Source organism: Pseudomonas sp. B21-019 (assembly GCF_024749225.1).
Lineage (GTDB): Bacteria > Pseudomonadota > Gammaproteobacteria > Pseudomonadales > Pseudomonadaceae > Aquipseudomonas.
In genome coordinates this window covers 1902472-1919667 of sequence record NZ_CP087193.1, presented here as the reverse complement: position 1 = coordinate 1919667, position 17196 = coordinate 1902472, and the positions used below count along the sequence as shown (strand labels likewise).

The window sequence follows — 17196 nt, the reverse complement described above, 5'->3', positions numbered from 1 at the left end:
AAAACGGCGAAGGAACACCTTAACTCCACAACAATAAAGGGAGAACCGTCATGAGCGTCAAACCTATTCCAGAGGGTTATCACAGCATCACCCCTTATCTGGGCATTCAGAAAGCTGCCGAAGCCATCGACTTCTACAAGAAAGCCTTTGGCGCCACCGAAGTCATGCGCCTGGCCATGCCCGACGGCGGCATCGGGCACGCCGAACTGCGTATCGGCGATAGCCCGATCATGCTGGGCACACCCTGTGACCAGGGGCCCTTGAGCAACCCGGACAAATCGCCGTCCGTGGGCCTGCATTTGTATGTGAACGATGTGGACAAGTCCTATAAACAGGCCATCGATGCCGGTGCCACGGTGGTGTCCGAGGTCAAGGATCAGTTTTATGGCGACCGCACGGGGACCTTGAAGGATCCCTATGGGCATGTGTGGTTTCTGGCCACGCGCAAGGAGGATCTGACGCAGGAACAGATCGAACAGCGGGCGAAGGAGATGTTCAAGCAGGGTTGATAGCTTCGGTATGTGATCAGCCCCCATCGCGAGCAGGCTCGCGATGGGGGCATCACATTCAACATCAATATTGGCCGTTCCCACACAGCGCAGAAACACGAAACATTTACTTTCATATCCTCTTTCGGGATTTCCGATGCTCATACGTCTTATTTAGATGCAGCCGGTCGCGTAGGCAAAAGCCACGACCGGGCCTTTCATGGACCTCAACGCTGGGAAGCCCGCAGCAGAGGTCCTCTCATCGAAACAAGACCTTTAATCATGTCGAAGAAATCCCGCTCAAAACTCTGGTTTCTGGTCCATAGCTGGCTGGCCCTGCCCATCTGGTTCTTTGTATTGATCGTCTGTGTGACCGGCACATTGGCGGTGGTCAGTCAGGAAATCGTCTGGCTGGCCAACCCGCAAATGCGCGCCAGCCCGCCTTCGGACGACGCGCCGCTGCTCAGCTATGACCAGATCATCGCCGCCATCAAAAAGGCCGAGCCGCAAACGCTGGTCGAAAGTATCAACCGTCCCGACGAGTCGCATTTCGCCCTGGACGTGAAGGTCAGCTACCCGGATGGACGCTCGGTGACGGTCTATGTGAACCCCTACAGCGGGGCGATTCAGGGCACCGCTCCACCCTTCAACTTCCAGGCCTTCACTCGCGCGCTGCATGGCTGGTGGCTGGTGCCATTCACCAACGGCTACAGCTGGGGCTGGTATCTGGTGTCGTTCCTCGGCTTGCCGATGCTGGCGTCGTTGGTGACGGGGCTTGTGGTCTACAAACGGTTCTGGAAAGGCTTCTTGCGACCGACCCTGCGCATTCGTCATGGCGCGCGGATTTTCTGGGGCGACTTTCACCGGCTCAGCGGCATCTGGTCGATCTGGTTCATTGCGGTGATTTCCGTCACCAGTACCTGGTTCATGATTGAAGCGATCCTGTCCGATAACCATATTTCGATTTCCACCGCGCCGGTCGCCCCCGTCGTCCCGCGTGAGAGCGTGCCGCTCACCGCCGATGGCGCACCAGCGCCGATGATCAGCCTGGAAAGCGCGATCCACGAGGCCAAGGAGCGCATTCCCGGCCTGGAAGACAGCTCAGTCAGCCTGCCCGCCAATGCCTATAGCCACCTTTCGGTGAGCGGACGCAGCTGGTACCCGTTGATCTACCAGAGCGCCGAGGTCAACCCTTACACCGGTGACATTTCCACCACGCGCCTGCTGTCGGATCGTTCGGGTCTGGAGCTGGTGACCGAATCCATGCGTCCGCTGCACACCGGCGATTTCGGCGGTATCTGGATCAAGCTGATCTGGTTCTTCTTCGGCCTGATCCTGAGCATGATGGTCCTCAGCGGCCTGTTGATCTGGACCAAACGCACCGCCCTGGCCACGGCCAATGCGCTCAAGCGCAGCAACAAGCGTCCACGGGCTGCGCTGACCGGTCAGCCGGCCATGAGCCGCGAAGCCACGGAGGGCAGCCGATGAGCCAGGTCGCAGCAGAAAAACCGCGCTCGCCGCTAAGCCGCTTCTGGCACACATGGCGTTTCCACATCAATGTGCTGCTGTTGCTGGTGCCGCTGGGGTTCATGCCCAAATACTTCGCCGACGCCGCGCTGTTTCGCGGTGACACCGGCCTGGGTGAGCGTGAGGTCGGTGAAGTTCAGGTCGGCCCCTGGAGCCTGCGCCTGGCCGAATTGCGCGACGCAGCCCCGGTATCCGATGGGCCGGCCGGCTACTTGAAGCTCTTCAATGCTGCGCTCTGCGACAGCTGTCGCGATCAGGTCAAGGCGACTTACCTGCGCATTGGCAAACCACGCAGCCTGCGCGCGGCCGGGGTGATTTTCTTCGGCACGCCCTACCACATGGGCACCGCGCTGCCGGTACCTGAAAAGACCAAAAACGACGCCGAGCTGTGGATCACCATGGAAGGCTGGGACGGTGCCATGCATCAAGCCTCCATTCCCCTGAGCCAGGCATCCCCGGCCACCGTCGCATGGCTGAACAGACAAGGAGGCAAACCATGATCAGCGCTTTTCGCCCCGTTTTACTGGTGCTCTGCGCCGCCTTCAGCGCCAGCGCCCTGGCCCACAACCCGATGTGCGAATGCAAGGCCATCGACGCCGAACAGATCCGTTGCACTGGCGGTTTTTCCGACGGCAGCGGCGCACCGGGCGTGACCCTGGATGTGATCGGCTACGACGAAACCATTCTGGTGCCAGGCAAGCTCGGCGCCGATTCGACCCTGACGTTCAAGAAGCCCGGCGCCGAATTCTACGTGCTGTTCGACGCCGGTCCCGGCCACGTGGTCGAGATCGACCAAGCCGACATCGAGGCGCCCTGAGCATGACCACGCCAACCACCCAAGTGGTGCGCCCGGCCGGAGCCGGCCATGAAACCCTCTATGTGTTGCTGTTGTGCCTGATGATCCTGGCGGTGGCCGGCTCGGTAGTCGCCTGGCGCGGCGAGTCCCGGGAAGTGAGCAGCGTCGGCAGCCATCAACTGGATGCCCGCCGCGACCTGAGCGCATCCGAGCAAGGTATTTACGCAGACCTACGGGTCACGCTGGATGAAATCCATCTGTTGCGCGAGGAACAACAAGCACTGCCCACCCCCACTACCCTCGCCGATGAAGGTTTCGCGCCGTTTGCCCAGGACGCCAGCTCCGTCAGCCGCGGCGGTCATGCCTGGCAGTTGCTGGACGCCAAGGCGTACTTCGGCCAGAGCCAGACACCCACCGTGGCCGGCTCGTTCCTGATGCGTTTGACTGCTGACGACGATGCGCCAGACGTCTGGCTCAACCGCTCCAAAGCCCTCGCGCCCCCAGCTGATCTGACTGACGCCGCACTCGAAAGCGCCGGCTGGCAGCAGATCGTCGCGCAATTCGATGCCGGGGTCACCCGCCAGCATCGGCACTGAACCCTCGCCCTCACCCGAGAGAAGACCGCTTTCCATGCCTAGTTCATCTCAACGTCGTTTTTTGCGCCTGCTGTTGGTCGGCCTGCTTGCCTGTTTGTTGACGCCGCTGGCCAGTGCCGACGAAGCCAAGCGCCTGCGCATCGGCATCACCCTGCACCCTTATTACAGCTACGTGGCCAATATTGTCGGCGACAAGGCCGAAGTGGTGCCGCTGATCCCGGCCGGTTTCAACCCGCACGCCTACGAGCCTCGCGCCGAAGACATCAAGCGCATCAGCGGGCTCGACGTGATCGTGCTCAACGGCGTGGGCCATGACGACTTCGCCGACCGCATGATCGCCGCCAGCGAAACCCCGAATATCAAAGTAATCGAAGCCAACGAAAACGTGCCCCTGCTGGCCGCCACCGGCGTCGCCGCTCGCGGTGCCGGCAAAGTGGTGAACCCGCACACATTCCTTTCGATCAGCGCCTCGATTGCCCAGGTCAACAACATCGCCCGTGAGTTGGGCAAGCTCGACCCGGCCAACGCCAAGACCTACACCCAGAATGCCCGCGCCTACGGTAAGCGCCTGCGGCAGATGCGCGCCGATGCCCTGGCCAAACTGACCCAGGCGCCGAACGCCGAGCTGCGCGTGGCCACGGTCCATGCCGCCTACGACTATCTGCTGCGCGAGTTCGGCCTGGAAGTCACCGCCGTGGTCGAGCCGGCCCACGGCATCGAACCCAGCCCCAGCCAACTGAAAAAGACCATCGATCAACTGCGGGAGCTGGACGTGAAAGTGATCTTCTCGGAGATGGATTTCCCCTCCACCTACGTCGAGACCATCCAGCGTGAGTCCGGGGTGAAGCTGTATCCGCTGTCGCACATTTCCTATGGCGAATACACCGCCGACAAGTACGAAAAGGAAATGACCGGCAACCTCAACACCGTGGTTCGGGCGATTCAGGAGTCAGGCGCATGACCGCTCAAGAAACCCTGACCGTACAAAGCGCCGGCCCGACGCTGGATTTCGCCGAAGTCAGCCTGACACTGGGGCGCACGACAATCCTCGACAACGTGACCTTTCAGGTCCGGCCCGGCAGCGTGCATGCCCTGGTCGGCCCCAACGGTGGCGGCAAGAGTTCGCTGATCAAGACCCTGCTCGGGCAGATGCCGCATCAGGGCCGTTTGAGCCTGCAATGGCCCGGCGAACCAGGGACGATCGGCTACGTGCCGCAAGCGCTGGAGTTTGATCGCGGTTTGCCAATGACCGTCGACGACTTCATGGCGGCCATGTGTCAGCGGCGCCCGGCATTTCTCGGCTTGAGCAAGCATTACGCCGCAGCGATTGGCGAAGCGCTGGAACGGGTCGGCATGCAGGACAAACGTAATCGGCGCATGGGCGCGCTGTCCGGTGGCGAGCGCCAGCGGGTTTTGTTGGCGCAAGGGCTGATTCCGGCGCCACAGTTGCTGGTGCTCGATGAACCGATGTCGGCGCTTGATGAGGCCGGTATCCAAGTATTCGAACGGCTGCTGGGCGATTGGCGCCAGAGCGGCATCACCGTGCTGTGGGTCGAGCATGATCTTGAAGCCGTCGCACGTCTGGCAGACCGAGTCACCGGACTCAATCGCCGGGTGTTGTTCGATGCCACGCCGAAACAGGCGCTGACCCCGGAGCGACTGCTGACCCTGTTCTCGACCCATCCCCGGAGCGCTGCCTGATGAGTTACGAAGCCTTTCGTTTGATGGTCCAGGGTTGGGCCTCGTCGGGTTACCTGCCGGAAGCGCTGGCCTATGGATTTGTGGTCAACGCCCTGCTCGCCGGATTGCTGATCGGCCCGGTGCTGGGCGGCTTGGGCACGCTGGTGGTGGTCAAGCGTTTCGCGTTTTTTTCCGAAGCGGTGGGTCACGCGGCGTTGACTGGCGTGGCCATCGGCATTCTGCTCGGCGAACCTTACACCGGGCCTTATGGCAGCCTGTTCGGTTACTGCCTGCTGTTCGGGATCTTGCTGAACTACCTGCGCAACCGCACGGGTCTGGCACCGGATACGTTGATCGGCGTGTTTCTGTCGGTATCGTTGGCGCTGGGCGCGAGCCTGCTGTTGATTCTGGCGGGCAAGATCAACGTACACATTCTGGAAAACGTGCTGTTCGGCTCGGTACTGACGGTCAACGGCAACGACCTGCTGGTATTGGCCATCGTCGGTTCACTGGTCATGGCACTGGCCCTGCCGCTGTACAACCGCATCATGCTCGCCAGTTTCAACCCGCAACTGGCGGCGGTACGCGGTGTGGCGGTGAAAACCCTGGACTACCTGTTCGTGATCCTGGTGACGCTGATCACGGTGGCAGCGGTGAAAGTCATCGGCGCGATTCTGGTCGGCGCCCTGCTGGTGATTCCAGCGGCGGCCGCGCGGTTGCTCAGCCAGTCGTTGAAGGGTTTTTTCTGGTGTTCGGTGCTGATTGCCACGGTGAGCACCTTGTGCGGAATTCTCGCGCCGATTGTCTTTGACCTGCCCATCCCGTCCGGTGCCGCGATCATTCTGGTGGCCGGTATCGCCTTCGCTCTGGCCGCGATCGCTCGCGGCATCGTCCCAAGTCTGAAAGGGAACCTCGGATAAATGTGTTTTTCTCTGCGTCAACTGACCCTGGCATTGACCTTCACATTGCCCCTGTGCGGTCTGGCCAATACTTGCGCTGCGGCGGACAGCGCCAAACCGCTGCACGTGCTGGCGTCCTTGCCGATCACCTATGGTCTGGGCGAAGTGTTGCTCAAAGGCACCGAAATCAAACTGGAACGGGCCGCTCCAGACAATCTGCCCGGCAGCCGACAGACCGCCTATTTCACCGGTCGTGGCGCTCCGGCGCTGGCCAAGCTGGCGACCGACGCCGATGCCGTGATTGGTCTGCGTTCCCTGTGGGCGGATGATCCGCTGTACCCGATATCCCGGCGCAGCAATATTCGTATCGTCGAAGTCGACGCCGCCCGCCCGGTGGACGGCGCCCTTCCCGGCATCGCCGTGCAGCCCGGCAGCAAGGTCGACGGTTTGAACAGCCAGCCGTGGCTTTCCAGCAACAACATGGGGCGCATGGCAGACGTGATGGCGGCGGACCTGGTGCGCCTGGCGCCGGCGGCCAAACCGACCATCGAGGCCAATCTGGCAGCGCTCAAGCAGCGCCTGCTCAAGCTCAGTGCCGACAGCGAAGCGCGGCTGGCCAGTGCCGATAACCTGAGCGTGATGAGCCTGAGCGATCATTTCGGCTACCTGATCGGCGGCCTCAACCTGGAGCTGATCGGCCTCGATGCACGGCCGGATGCCGAGTGGACACCTGAAGCGTTGAAGCAGTTGAGTGTGACGCTCAAGGACCATGACGTGGCGGTGGTGTTGCATCATCGGCAGCCTTCGGAGGCGGTGAAAGCGGCGATCTCGCAGGCAGGCAGTCGGTTGGTGGTGTTGAGTGTCGATGCGGCGGATCCAGTGGCCGAGTTGGAGGAGAATGTGGATTTGGTGATCACCGAGTTGAGCGGTAAACCTGCCACCTAAGATCAAAAGATCGCAGCCTTCGGCAGCTCCTACAGAATTTGTGTCCAGCCGATGTTTCACGGTTGTACGCGATTCCCATGTAGGAGCTGCCGAAGGCTGCGATCTTTTGATGTTAAAAAACCCGCTGACTGTCACCAGTTCAGCGGGTTTCTTTTTGCGTGACTCAGTGAGCCACGGCCGCCTGCTCTTCCATTTTCTGACGCAGGCTCAATGGACGCATGTCGGTCCAGACCTCTTCGATGTAGGCCAGGCATTCCTTTTTCAGGCCGCTCTTGCCCACGGTGCGCCAGCCTTGTGGCACGGCTTTGTAGTCGGGCCAGATCGAGTATTGCTCTTCGTGGTTGACCACGACCTGAAAGAGGATGTCCTCGCGGTCGAATACTGACGTCATGCTGTCTCTCCATCGCTATAGGGTGAGCTGCGCGACGTGCGCAGCCGTTATGTAGAAAGAACGTTAAAGGCGCTGAAAAATTTAGAGGCTGGCGATGGCTGCGGCCATGGCCCGGCCGAAAATCTCAGCCACCCGATCGATTTCCGCGGCGGTGATCACCAGTGGCGGCAGGAAACGCACGACACCGCCGTGACGCCCGCCCAGTTCGAGGATCAATCCGCGCTTGAGGCATTCACGCTGCACCAGCGGCGCCAGACGACCGAAGATCGGTGGATGGCCTTGAGCGTCCAGTGCGCCAGTCGGGTCGACCAGTTCGACGCCCAGCATCAAGCCACGTCCGCGAATGTCGCCCAGCTGCGGGAAGTCCCGCTGCAGGATGTGCAGGTGTTCGCTCAAGCGCTCGCCCATGGTGGCGGCGTGCTCGCAAACCTTGTGTTCGGTCAGGTAGCGCATCACCGCAGAGCCTGCGGCCATGGCCATCTGATTGCCGCGGAAGGTTCCGGCATGGGCGCCCGGCAGCCAGGTGTCGAGCCAGTCGCGATAGACCACCACCGCCAGCGGCAGGCTGCCGCCGATGGCCTTGGACATCACCACCACGTCCGGAATGATTCCGGCGTGCTCGAAGGCGAACATCTTGCCGGTGCGGGCAAAGCCGCTCTGAATCTCATCGACGATCAGCGCCACGCCGGCCTGCTCGGTGATGCGCCGCAAACCGCGCAGCCAGTCGAGATCGGCCGGAATCACCCCGCCCTCGCCCTGCACCACTTCGACGATCACCGCAGCCGGCAATTGCACGCCAGCCTCTGGATCGTTCAGCAGGTTCTCCAGGTAATTCAGGTTGACCTGCACTCCCTGCACGCCACCGAGCCCGAACGGGCAACGGTAATCGTAGGGATACGGCATGAACTGCACGCCATTGCCGAGCAAGGCACCCAACGGCTTTTTCGGTCCCAGACTGCCCATCAGGCTCAATGCGCCCTGACTCATGCCGTGGTAACCGCCCTGGAACGACAAGACGGTGCTGCGCCCGGTGGCGGTGCGCACCAGCTTCAGCGCGGCTTCCACGGCATCGGTGCCGGTGGGGCCACAGAACTGAATCTTCGCTTCAGCGGCCAATGCCGGCGGCAGCAGGCCGAACAGGTCCTGGACAAACCGGTCCTTGACCGGCGTGGTCAGGTCGAGGGTGTGCAGCGGCAGTTCATCGCTCAGCACTTGCTGGATCGCTTCGATCACCACCGGATGGTTGTGCCCCAGGGCCAGGGTTCCGGCACCGGCCAGGCAATCGATGAAACAGCGGCCTTCGACGTCTTCGACATAAATGCCCTTGGCACGCTTGAGTGCCAGGGGTATGCGTCGCGGGTAGCTGCGGGCGTTCGATTCCTGTTGGCTCTGACGGGCCAACAGCGGCGATTCGTTGAACTGATAAAGCGTCTCGGCAGGCGTCGGGACAATCCTGGCCGGCTGATCTTCGATAAGGCTGGTAGCGACTGACATCTCTCGACCCCTGTTGATAGTGACCAAAACTGCACACCGGGCAGGTGCGCATTCCGTTCACCGGGCGCACTTGCAGGTTTTCCTGTTCTGGAAACGCACCAAGGGCTCGAGGATTTAGACCCTCGATCAGCTTTCTATGACGGTGGCGGCAGCGCCTTGTGCATGGGAATGGCGTGGAGCCCCGCCACCGTGAAAGCTTCGGCGCAAACCCGGTAACCCAAGTGGAGATAAAACGCTTCGCCGGTGCGCGTGCTGTTGAGACGTGCCTGGGGCAAACCCTGAGTGATCAACCACGTCTCCAGATCATGCACCAGCGCTTGTCCGGCGCCGCGTCGAAACCATTCCGGCTGCACGTAACAAAACGCAACCTTGCCGCTGATCGCCGCCATGGCGACGCCGACCGGTTTGTCTTGCAACAGAGCGATGTTCAGGTACAACCGCGGGTCGTTCAGCCAGGGCTGCACGTGTTCGATGGTTTTGTTGTGGGTCCAGGTGGCGACCGTTCGTGGATCATTGCGGTGGTCGAGCGCGCAGCCGACGCGAATGGAGCGCTCGACGATCCGGCTGATGATGCCGGCGTCGGCAGACGTTGCCTTGCAGATGTGTATCGATGCAGTCATGGCGCTGTTACCTCAATCCATTGAGTCAAAGCTGCCGAGGACGATAACGCCGTGAGGACCGGGAGGCCAACGGAGAGACGTTACATTTGGTGTGCGACGACATAGACACCCTGTGGGAGCGGTGTCTGTTAGACAGGTTGCAACGGCATCGTCAATTCAACCCGCAACCCATCCGCCCGGCTGTCGAAATGCAGGGTGCAACCGCAGCGCTGGACGATGGCCTGGACAATCGCCAGGCCGAGGCCGCAACCGGTGCTCTGGCCGTTACGCCAGAAGCGTTGGGTCAGGTATTGCAAGTCGTCTTCGGCAATTCCCGGGCCGTGGTCGCGAACCAAAAAGTGCACACGATTGCCATTGGTTTCCAGGCTCAGCTCCACCGCCCTATCGCCCGGCGTATGGCGCAGGGCGTTGTCGAGCAAGTTGCGCAATGCAGCAATCGACAGCACTGCGGGCATTTGCAGCGGCGCATCGGAGAATCTGGCCGGCACCTGAAACTTGATCCGCTGACGATCGCCGCTGGCGGCATCCTGAATCGCCAGTTTCGCCACCTGCTCAGCGCTGCACTGCACGCCATCATCGAACGACAAGCTGCCCTCGACACGCGCCAGCAGCAGCAATTGTTCAAGGGTACGGTGCAGGCGGTCGGCGCCCTCTTCAGCCCGGGCCAGGGACTGATCCCGCGCGGCACCGTCGGTCATGCGCGCCACTTGCAAGTGGGTTTTGATCGCAGTCAGCGGGCTACGCAATTCGTGCGCAGCATCACCGGTCAGGCGCCGCTCGCGCTCGATGGTCTTGCCGATGCGCTGGAACAACTGATTCTGGGTTTCCAGCAGCGGTTGCAATTCGCTGGGCAACGGCTGGATCTGCAATGGCTCCAGAGAATCGGCGCTACGCCGCATCAACGCATCGCGCATACGATTGAGCGGTGCCAGCCCCTGACCGATGCCGAGCCACAACAGGCACAGGCAGCCAAGCAGCGCCACGCCGACCGGCACCGAGGCCGCCAGCAGAATGGACATGTTCAGCGCTTCACGCTCGATCTGCCGGTCGGCGGTGGTGATGCGCACATCGCCCCGCGCCAGGGTGAAACTGCGCCATGGCGCGCCGTCGATAATCTGATCGTGGAAACCCATTTTCTCGGCTTCCAGCGCTTGCTCGGGGTTGCTGTGGCTGCGGGCCAGAATCTCGCCGCGCAACGAGCTGACCTGACAGGCCATGCCGCCGGGGATATTCAGTTGTTCAGCGCTGAAATGGGTACCCTCGCCCTTGCTCGGCAATGCCGGCAGTTGCTCCAGTAACCCGGCGACCATCCGCGCCGAGGCAACCAGCCGCTGGTCGAGGGAAAACATCATCTGGTTGCGCAGATCGCTGAGCATCCAGGCGGCGGCCAGGGCCCAGATCAGCGCAAATGCGGCGCCGAGGGTCAGGCTCAGACGCAAACGCAGGCTCATCACTTCGATTCTTCTCCGCCATCGGCCGGCCCCAGGCGATAGCCCAGGCCACGCACTGTCTCGACAATGCCATTGCCGAGTTTACGCCGCAGGTGATGGATATGGACGTTAAGGGCGTTGCTTTCCAGCTCATCGTTGAAACCGTAGACGCTGTCTTTCAGTTGCTCGGTTGAGAGTACGCGACCACGGTTGTGCAGCAAGGCTTGCAACAGCGATTGCTCGCGACGGGAAAGATCCACGGGCTGGCCGCCCAGCATGGTTTCGCGGCTGCTCGGATCGTAGGTCAAACGACCGTGCTCGATCAGGTTGACGCTGCGCCCCGCCACTCGTCGCAGCAAGGTGTGCAGGCGCGCTGCCAGTTCGCGCAGGTCAAAAGGCTTGAGCAAGTAATCGTCGGCCCCGGCCTGCAAACCGTCGACGCGATCGGTGACCGAATCCCGCGCCGTGAGAATCAACACCGGAATCTCCAGGCCACTGTGACGCAACTGCTGTAACAACTTCAGGCCATCCTCATCGGGAAGGCCAAGGTCGAGCACCATGACATCGAACTCAGCCACCTTGAGCATCGCCCGGGCAGCCGACGCGGTGGCGACGTGCTCGACGGTCAGGCCTTGCGCGGTCAGGCCGGCAACAATACCGCTGGCGATCAGCTCATCGTCTTCGCAAACCAGTACATGCATGGGAGCCCCCAGGACAAAAAAGCGAGTGAAGCAGCTGAGGATTAAGCCGCAATTATGGCAAGGCTCGCCGCTGACGAGAAGCAGCGCTTCCCACACAGGCGTCGCGACCGCTAATCGACGAAGTTGAAAGTGAAGTTCGCTGTTAATGCATGGCGGACGCCTGCGAGCATGTCGTTTCAAACCGAAACACATTCCATCCTGAAAACATGACAACAGCGTAAAACATCACGCTACCCTAGCACGGCTCCACTCCAGGCCAATAATTACCTGGAAGAAAGTCATTTAAGACCCGAACCATAATTAATTATCTGAAAGGAATCAGATCATGCCGACACTTAAAAATATCGTGACCGTCGATTGGCGTTCAGGAAAAGACAAGATCTACTTCATCTTCAAAGACACCGATACTTATTCCCGCTTTGATATTCCCGATAACAAGGTCTCTGATGGATACCCCTGGCCGATTAAAGGAAACTGGGGGACGCTGGAAAACCACATGCAAAACCTGCGGTTTGGATTTACGACCACGGGCATAACGCTTGATCGTCCCATGGACTTTTCTGACCTCGATATCCTTTGGCTTTTCTATTACGAGCGCACTACGCCGATGGTCTGCGCCTACAATCAGGATACCGATGCGGTGATGCAGACCCGCAAGGTTGAAGACACTAAATGGAAGCTGCTGTTGCCTTATTTCGACCGAATCATTACCGGCACATGGTGGCAGGTAAATCGCAGTTCATTATTTCGATTTATCTTGAACGACGGAAACTCTCTTTATCTGGACTGGGATGAGGTCCCCCAAAATCCGCAAATCGATTATGCCGACGACAAATATGACGACAACCTCTTTAACACGGTGGTGGCGCCCATCCAAACGATTAGACTCGAAGCCATCACAGAGACCACTTGGCCAGGCCTGACCGCCTACAAAGACAGAATTATCACCGGGGTGCAGAAAGATCGCACGTTTGCCGACAACTATTACTATATTTTTCTGACTGACAATCAATACCTGACATACAACATCCCGAAAAACCGTCTGGAGTCTGGTCCGCACTCGGTGAACAACGAGTCCTGGCCAGGGCTGTTGCGCAACTGAGGATTGAAGCTGATGACTGTCCATGAGCGACTTCGTAGACAGCCCGGCGGCGGTTAATCATCGGTTAATCGCCGCCACCCATTGTGCACCTCACTTGCACAGGGATAAGGCTTACCCATGCGTCGACTGTTTCTATTTTTCGTTCTCTTGATCTCGGGTGTAGCCCAGGCAGGGACTAATCCGTTCGAAACCAAACCTGATTTTCTGCCGGTGGAAAAGGCATTCGTCTTCACCTCCGAACGTCTTGATTCAGGTGAAACACAGCTCTATTGGCAGATTACCGACGGTTATTACCTCTATCAGAAGCGTCTGAAATTCGATGGCTTGCCTGGGGAGCAGCATCCTGTATTACCCGAAGGCGAAGTACACAGTGACGAGTTCTTCGGAGAACAACCGGTTTATCGTCAAGGTCTGGAGCTGAAGATTCCGGCCGGTGCCACCGGTCAGATCAAGGTAGGTTTCCAGGGTTGTGCCGATGCCGGCTTGTGTTATCCACCACAGACTCAGGTCGTGGACCTGGGCGGCAACGTTGCCACTGCTGTGGTCAACGAAGCACCGGATCAAGCCCTGGCCAGTGACCTGCAACAACGGGCGCTGGGCTGGAGCTTGCTGGTGTTCTTTGGCCTGGGCCTGTTGCTGGCCTTCACCCCTTGCTCGTTGCCGATGCTGCCGATTCTGGCAGGGTTAATCGTTGGCAGTGGCGCCACGCCCAAACGCGGTTTTGCCCTGGCCGGCAGTTATGTGATCAGCATGGCACTGGTGTATGCGGCGATGGGCGTTCTGGCTGCATCGCTCGGGGCGAACCTTCAAGCGCTGCTGCAGAATCCATGGCTGTTGGGCAGCTTTGCGGCGGTGTTCGTGCTGCTGGCCTTGCCGATGTTCGGTTTTTTTGAACTGCAATTGCCGGTGGCCATACGGGATCGGCTGGAACATGTTTCACGCAGCCAGCGCGGTGGCAACCTGATGGGCGCCGGTGTGCTGGGGGCCTTGTCCGGTCTGTTGGTGGGACCGTGCATGACTGCCCCATTGGCCGGCGCCCTGCTCTATATCGCCCAGAGCGGCAATGCGCTGCACGGCGGGTTGATTCTGTTCGCCCTGGGCATCGGCATCGGTGTGCCGCTGTTGCTGCTGGTGACCGTCGGCAATCGCTTCCTGCCTAAACCTGGCGCCTGGATGAACCTGCTCAAGGGTGTGTTCGGTTTCCTGTTTCTCGCCACGGCTTTGCTGATGCTGCGTCCGGTGCTGGATGAATCGCTGTGGCTCGGTTTGTGCGGTGGTTTGCTGCTGATCGCCGCCTACAGCGCCTGGAAGCAGTCCCAGGGGTTTGGCCGCGTTGCCCACCTGTTCGGCGCCAGTTCGCTGCTGTTGGGTTTATGGGGCAGCCTGCTGGTGGTCGGTGCGGCGGGCGGCAGCGACGATCCGTATCAGCCGTTGCAGGTGTACAGCGCCGGCCGTACCGGCGTTGTCGCGCCGAGCGCTCATGATGCATTCACTACGATCAAGGAGCCCGCCGCCCTGCAACGCGAACTCGACGCCGCCAAGGCCCAGGGCCAATGGGTGCTGCTGGACTACTACGCCGACTGGTGTGTGTCGTGCAAAGTCATGGAAAAACAGGTCTTCGGCAAACCCCAGGTACTGGATGCGCTGAGCGATGTGCGCTTGCTACGGCTGGACGTCACCGCCGACAATGCCGCCAGCCGCGAACTGCTCGGCCGTTATAAAGTGCCGGGGCCGCCGAGCCTGTTGTGGATCGGCACCGACGGCGAAGAGCGTCGCAGCCAGCGCATCACCGGCGAGGTCGATGCCGGCACTTTCCTGCAACGCTGGACCACCACCCGAGACGCTCGTTAATGCTGACCTTTACCCTCGGCACCTTTGCCATCGCGCTTAATCACCTGCTGCTGATCAGTGCCCTGGCGCTGGCGACCTTTGTCGGCTGGCGGGTGGCCAAGCGTGGCGGCGAGAACCCGGAATCGGTGCTGTTCAGCCTGTTCCTGCTGGGCATGCTGGCGGCCCGGGTCGGCTTCGTGATTGCCTACTGGGCACATTATCGCAACGACCCGTGGCAGATCATCGACCTGCGCGATGGTGGTTTTCTCGCCTGGCCAGGGGTGGTCGTGCTCTTGCTGGCGGCGTTGTACCGCGGCTGGCGTCAACCGGGCCTGCGTCGGCCGTTGGGCTTTGGCGTGGCCAGCGGCCTGGTGTTCTGGCTGCTGGCGAGTTTCTCCCTGAGTATTTACGAACAAGGCACGCGCCTGCCGCAGATCACCCTGCGCAATGCCGCTGGCCAGACCCTACAACTCAGCGACTACCAGGGCGGCCCGTTGGTCATCAACCTCTGGGCCACCTGGTGCCCGCCCTGCCGTCGGGAAATGCCGGTGCTGGAAAACGCCCAGCAACAGCGCCCGGACCTGACCTTCCTGTTCGTCAACCAGAGCGAAAGCATGCAGAGCGTCGCCACCTTCCTCGAAACCCAGGGCCTGAGCCTGACCAACGTGCTGTTCGATGGCAGCGGTCGATTGAGCCAGGCCGTGGGTTCCATGGCATTGCCGACTACGCTGTTCTATAGCCCCGACGGGTATCTGTTGGGCAGTCACCTGGGTGAGATGTCGGAAGCCAGCCTGGCCCGCGCCCTGGAACACTTTGACACCCCGAACCCGGCCACCCCGGCCACGCCTTCAAGGAAATTGCCATGCTCCGCCTCCGCCACCTGCTGACACTGACCCTGGGTGCCGCCCTGCTGCACCTGCCGTCGGTACAGGCCGAAGAACTGCCTGAAGCGATCAAGAAGATCGAAGCCAAGGGCGCCAAAATCGTCGGCACCTTCGACGCGCCCGACGGCCTGCGCGGTTATGCGGCGCAGTACCAGAACCGCGGCATGACGCTATACCTGACCCCGGACGGCAAACATGTGCTGCTCGGCAATCTGTACGACGCCGACGGCAATGACCTCAGCAGCGCACCGTTGCAGAAACTGGTCTACGCGCCGATGGCCAAGGAAGTCTGGGGCAAGATGGAAGCAAGCAGCTGGATCGGTGACGGCAATAAGGACGCACCACGGGTCGTCTACCTGTTCAGCGACCCGAACTGCCCGTACTGCAACATGTTCTGGGAACAGGCACGGCCGTGGGTCCAGGCCGGCAAGGTGCAGCTGCGGCACATCATGGTCGGCATCATTCGCGAAGACAGCCCCGGCAAATCCGCCGCACTGCTGGCCGCCAAGGACCCGCAGAAAGCCCTGGAAGAACACGAGAAATCCGGCAAGGGCAGCTCGCTCAAGGCCTTGAAGGACGTACCACCGGCGGTTCAGGCGAAACTGGCAGCGAACATGAAGTTGATGGAAGACCTGGAGTTGGCCGCCACCCCGGCGATTTTCTACATGGATGAAAAGGGCCAGTTGCAACAACAGCAAGGCGCGCCGTCGCCGGACAAGTTGCTGAAGATTCTCGGGCCTAAATAAGATCAAAAGATCGCAGCCTTCGGCAGTTCCTACATGAGACCGGTGTAGGAGCTGCCGAAGGCTGCGATCTTTTTTATCAAGCGCTACACGGATTTCTGCCAGCCAGAAACTTCAGCAGGGCCTCAGTGACGAACTCGGGGTTCTCCAGACTGGAAATATGCCCCGCCTCCGGCACCAGCACATACGGGCAACCGATCAACTCGGCCATCTCTTGGGTTTCCGATGGCGGCCGAGGTTTGTCCTGGTCGCCGCACATCAACAGCGTGGTTTCAGGGTTCAGCTGAGCCAGGCGCGGCAACAAATCATCACGACTAAACGTAATTCGCCCCATCGGCACGACGCTTTCACGCAGCCGGTTGACTGGCAACGCAGCCAGCCTGGCGCGGAAATCCTGATACAGCGCCGACTGCGGATCGATGCCCGGGCGGAAGAAGATCGGCACAATAATGTCGAGCAGTTGCGGCGCGATCTCACCGCTGTCTTCGATCTGTTTGAACAGCGAGAAGTAATACTGACGAGTCGGCTCCGGTTCGACACCAACGTAAGTATCCATCAGCACCAGCCCGTTGAGCCGCTGCGGCGCCGACAGTGCCAGGCGAACGCCCCACATGCCACCGACCGAAAGACCGACCAGCGTGACGCGATCGATGTCCAGATGATCGAGCAATGCCAGTGCCTGACGCGCCACGTCATCCAGCGACGTCATGCCCTCGGGCATCCGCCCGGACTCGCCATGGCCCCAGAGGTCCAGGGCAATGACCCGATAGTACTGCGACAGCGCCGCAATCTGCGGTGCCCACATGGCCTGGTCCCACAGGTAGCTCCCGGCCAGCAATACCGCCGGGCCCGTGCCTTGATCTATGTAGTGAAGCGCTTGTCCATCAACCGTTACGAAGGGCATCGACTGTCTCCCTGGTGACATAGGATCCATTTAAAAGAGCACGGGAAGACTGAGCCGCATGGGATCGACAGTCAACCCGGGTTGAAGATCAAAAGATCGCAGGCTTCGCCAGCTCCTACAGGGCTCGGCGTATACCCACACGAACCAAATAGGCCCGGCGTACACC

19 protein-coding genes are annotated in these 17196 nt (G+C 60.7%); 13 read left to right on the top strand and 6 right to left on the bottom strand.

Annotation, left to right across the window (positions count from 1 at the left end; genetic code table 11):
• The first annotated feature begins 50 nt into the window (after window positions 1-50).
• The 9 genes from LOY36_RS08600 (at window position 51) to LOY36_RS08560 (ending at window position 6931) form a co-directional block, all read left to right on the top strand.
• Complete coding sequence (locus LOY36_RS08600; RefSeq protein WP_019582478.1) at window positions 51-509, top strand: VOC family protein; 459 nt, start codon at window positions 51-53, stop codon at window positions 507-509.
• A gap of 261 nt (window positions 510-770) precedes the next feature.
• Window positions 771-1976, top strand: coding sequence for a PepSY domain-containing protein (locus LOY36_RS08595; protein WP_258672927.1), 1206 nt, complete (start codon window positions 771-773; stop codon window positions 1974-1976).
• The gene (locus tag LOY36_RS08590) at window positions 1973-2515 is read left to right on the top strand and encodes a thiamine pyrophosphate-binding protein (protein WP_258672926.1); all 543 of its coding nucleotides are present in this window, start codon (window positions 1973-1975) and stop codon (window positions 2513-2515) included. The genes LOY36_RS08595 and LOY36_RS08590 overlap by 4 nt, the downstream gene beginning before the upstream one ends.
• Entirely contained in the window at window positions 2512-2832 is a 321-nt protein-coding gene (locus LOY36_RS08585) for a hypothetical protein (RefSeq protein WP_258672925.1), read from the top strand. Before LOY36_RS08590 ends, LOY36_RS08585 begins: the two co-directional genes overlap by 4 nt.
• A gap of 2 nt (window positions 2833-2834) precedes the next feature.
• Window positions 2835-3407 carry a DUF6162 family protein gene (locus LOY36_RS08580; RefSeq protein WP_258672924.1) on the top strand — a complete coding sequence of 191 codons (573 nt, stop codon included), beginning with the start codon at window positions 2835-2837 and terminating at the stop codon, window positions 3405-3407.
• A 34-nt stretch (window positions 3408-3441) separates the two neighbouring features.
• Window positions 3442-4368, top strand: a complete 927-nt coding sequence (locus LOY36_RS08575; RefSeq protein WP_019582483.1) for a metal ABC transporter substrate-binding protein — start codon at window positions 3442-3444, stop codon at window positions 4366-4368.
• A complete protein-coding gene (locus tag LOY36_RS08570; protein ID WP_258672923.1) occupies window positions 4365-5108 on the top strand; it encodes a metal ABC transporter ATP-binding protein in 744 nt (247 codons plus the stop codon). The genes LOY36_RS08575 and LOY36_RS08570 overlap by 4 nt, the downstream gene beginning before the upstream one ends.
• Window positions 5108-6007 carry a metal ABC transporter permease gene (locus LOY36_RS08565; RefSeq protein WP_007906536.1) on the top strand — a complete coding sequence of 300 codons (900 nt, stop codon included), beginning with the start codon at window positions 5108-5110 and terminating at the stop codon, window positions 6005-6007. Before LOY36_RS08570 ends, LOY36_RS08565 begins: the two co-directional genes overlap by 1 nt.
• Complete coding sequence (locus LOY36_RS08560) at window positions 6008-6931, top strand: metal ABC transporter solute-binding protein, Zn/Mn family (RefSeq protein ID WP_258672922.1); 924 nt, start codon at window positions 6008-6010, stop codon at window positions 6929-6931.
• A 163-nt stretch (window positions 6932-7094) separates the two neighbouring features.
• Here the strand turns inward: LOY36_RS08560 and LOY36_RS08555 are convergent, their stop codons facing one another.
• From LOY36_RS08555 to LOY36_RS08535, 5 genes are all read right to left on the bottom strand, one after another.
• The gene (locus LOY36_RS08555; RefSeq protein WP_007934245.1) at window positions 7095-7322 is read right to left on the bottom strand and encodes an MbtH family protein; all 228 of its coding nucleotides are present in this window, start codon (window positions 7320-7322) and stop codon (window positions 7095-7097) included.
• A gap of 81 nt (window positions 7323-7403) precedes the next feature.
• Window positions 7404-8816, bottom strand: a complete 1413-nt coding sequence (locus tag LOY36_RS08550; RefSeq protein WP_258672921.1) for an aspartate aminotransferase family protein — start codon at window positions 8814-8816, stop codon at window positions 7404-7406.
• Between the two features lie 134 nt (window positions 8817-8950).
• Entirely contained in the window at window positions 8951-9436 is a 486-nt protein-coding gene (locus LOY36_RS08545) for a GNAT family N-acetyltransferase (RefSeq protein WP_019582487.1), read from the bottom strand.
• Window positions 9437-9564: 128 nt separating this feature from the next.
• On the bottom strand, window positions 9565-10890 hold the full coding sequence (locus LOY36_RS08540) for an ATP-binding protein (RefSeq protein ID WP_026345973.1): 1326 nt from the start codon (window positions 10888-10890) through the stop codon (window positions 9565-9567).
• Window positions 10887-11567 (bottom strand): response regulator, encoded by a 681-nt coding sequence (locus tag LOY36_RS08535; RefSeq protein ID WP_018929974.1) that lies wholly within the window; start codon window positions 11565-11567, stop codon window positions 10887-10889. Before LOY36_RS08535 ends, LOY36_RS08540 begins: the two co-directional genes overlap by 4 nt.
• A gap of 325 nt (window positions 11568-11892) precedes the next feature.
• Between LOY36_RS08535 and LOY36_RS08530 the strand changes: the two genes are divergently transcribed.
• The 4 genes from LOY36_RS08530 to dsbG all read left to right on the top strand — a co-directional run bounded on the left by LOY36_RS08530 (window position 11893) and on the right by dsbG (window position 16129).
• Window positions 11893-12669, top strand: a complete 777-nt coding sequence (locus tag LOY36_RS08530; RefSeq protein WP_019650590.1) for a hypothetical protein — start codon at window positions 11893-11895, stop codon at window positions 12667-12669.
• A gap of 117 nt (window positions 12670-12786) precedes the next feature.
• The gene (dsbD, locus tag LOY36_RS08525) at window positions 12787-14520 is read left to right on the top strand and encodes a protein-disulfide reductase DsbD (protein WP_258672920.1); all 1734 of its coding nucleotides are present in this window, start codon (window positions 12787-12789) and stop codon (window positions 14518-14520) included.
• Entirely contained in the window at window positions 14520-15386 is an 867-nt protein-coding gene (locus LOY36_RS08520) for a TlpA disulfide reductase family protein (RefSeq protein ID WP_019650588.1), read from the top strand. Before dsbD ends, LOY36_RS08520 begins: the two co-directional genes overlap by 1 nt.
• Window positions 15362-16129: a thiol:disulfide interchange protein DsbG gene (gene dsbG, locus LOY36_RS08515; RefSeq protein WP_018929978.1), complete on the top strand. Its 768-nt coding sequence runs from the start codon at window positions 15362-15364 to the stop codon at window positions 16127-16129. The genes LOY36_RS08520 and dsbG overlap by 25 nt, the downstream gene beginning before the upstream one ends.
• A 76-nt stretch (window positions 16130-16205) precedes the next feature.
• On the opposite strand, the gene LOY36_RS08510 is transcribed toward dsbG, so the two are convergent.
• Entirely contained in the window at window positions 16206-17030 is an 825-nt protein-coding gene (locus LOY36_RS08510; protein WP_258672919.1) for an alpha/beta fold hydrolase, read from the bottom strand.
• Between the last annotated feature and the right edge of the window lie 166 nt (window positions 17031-17196).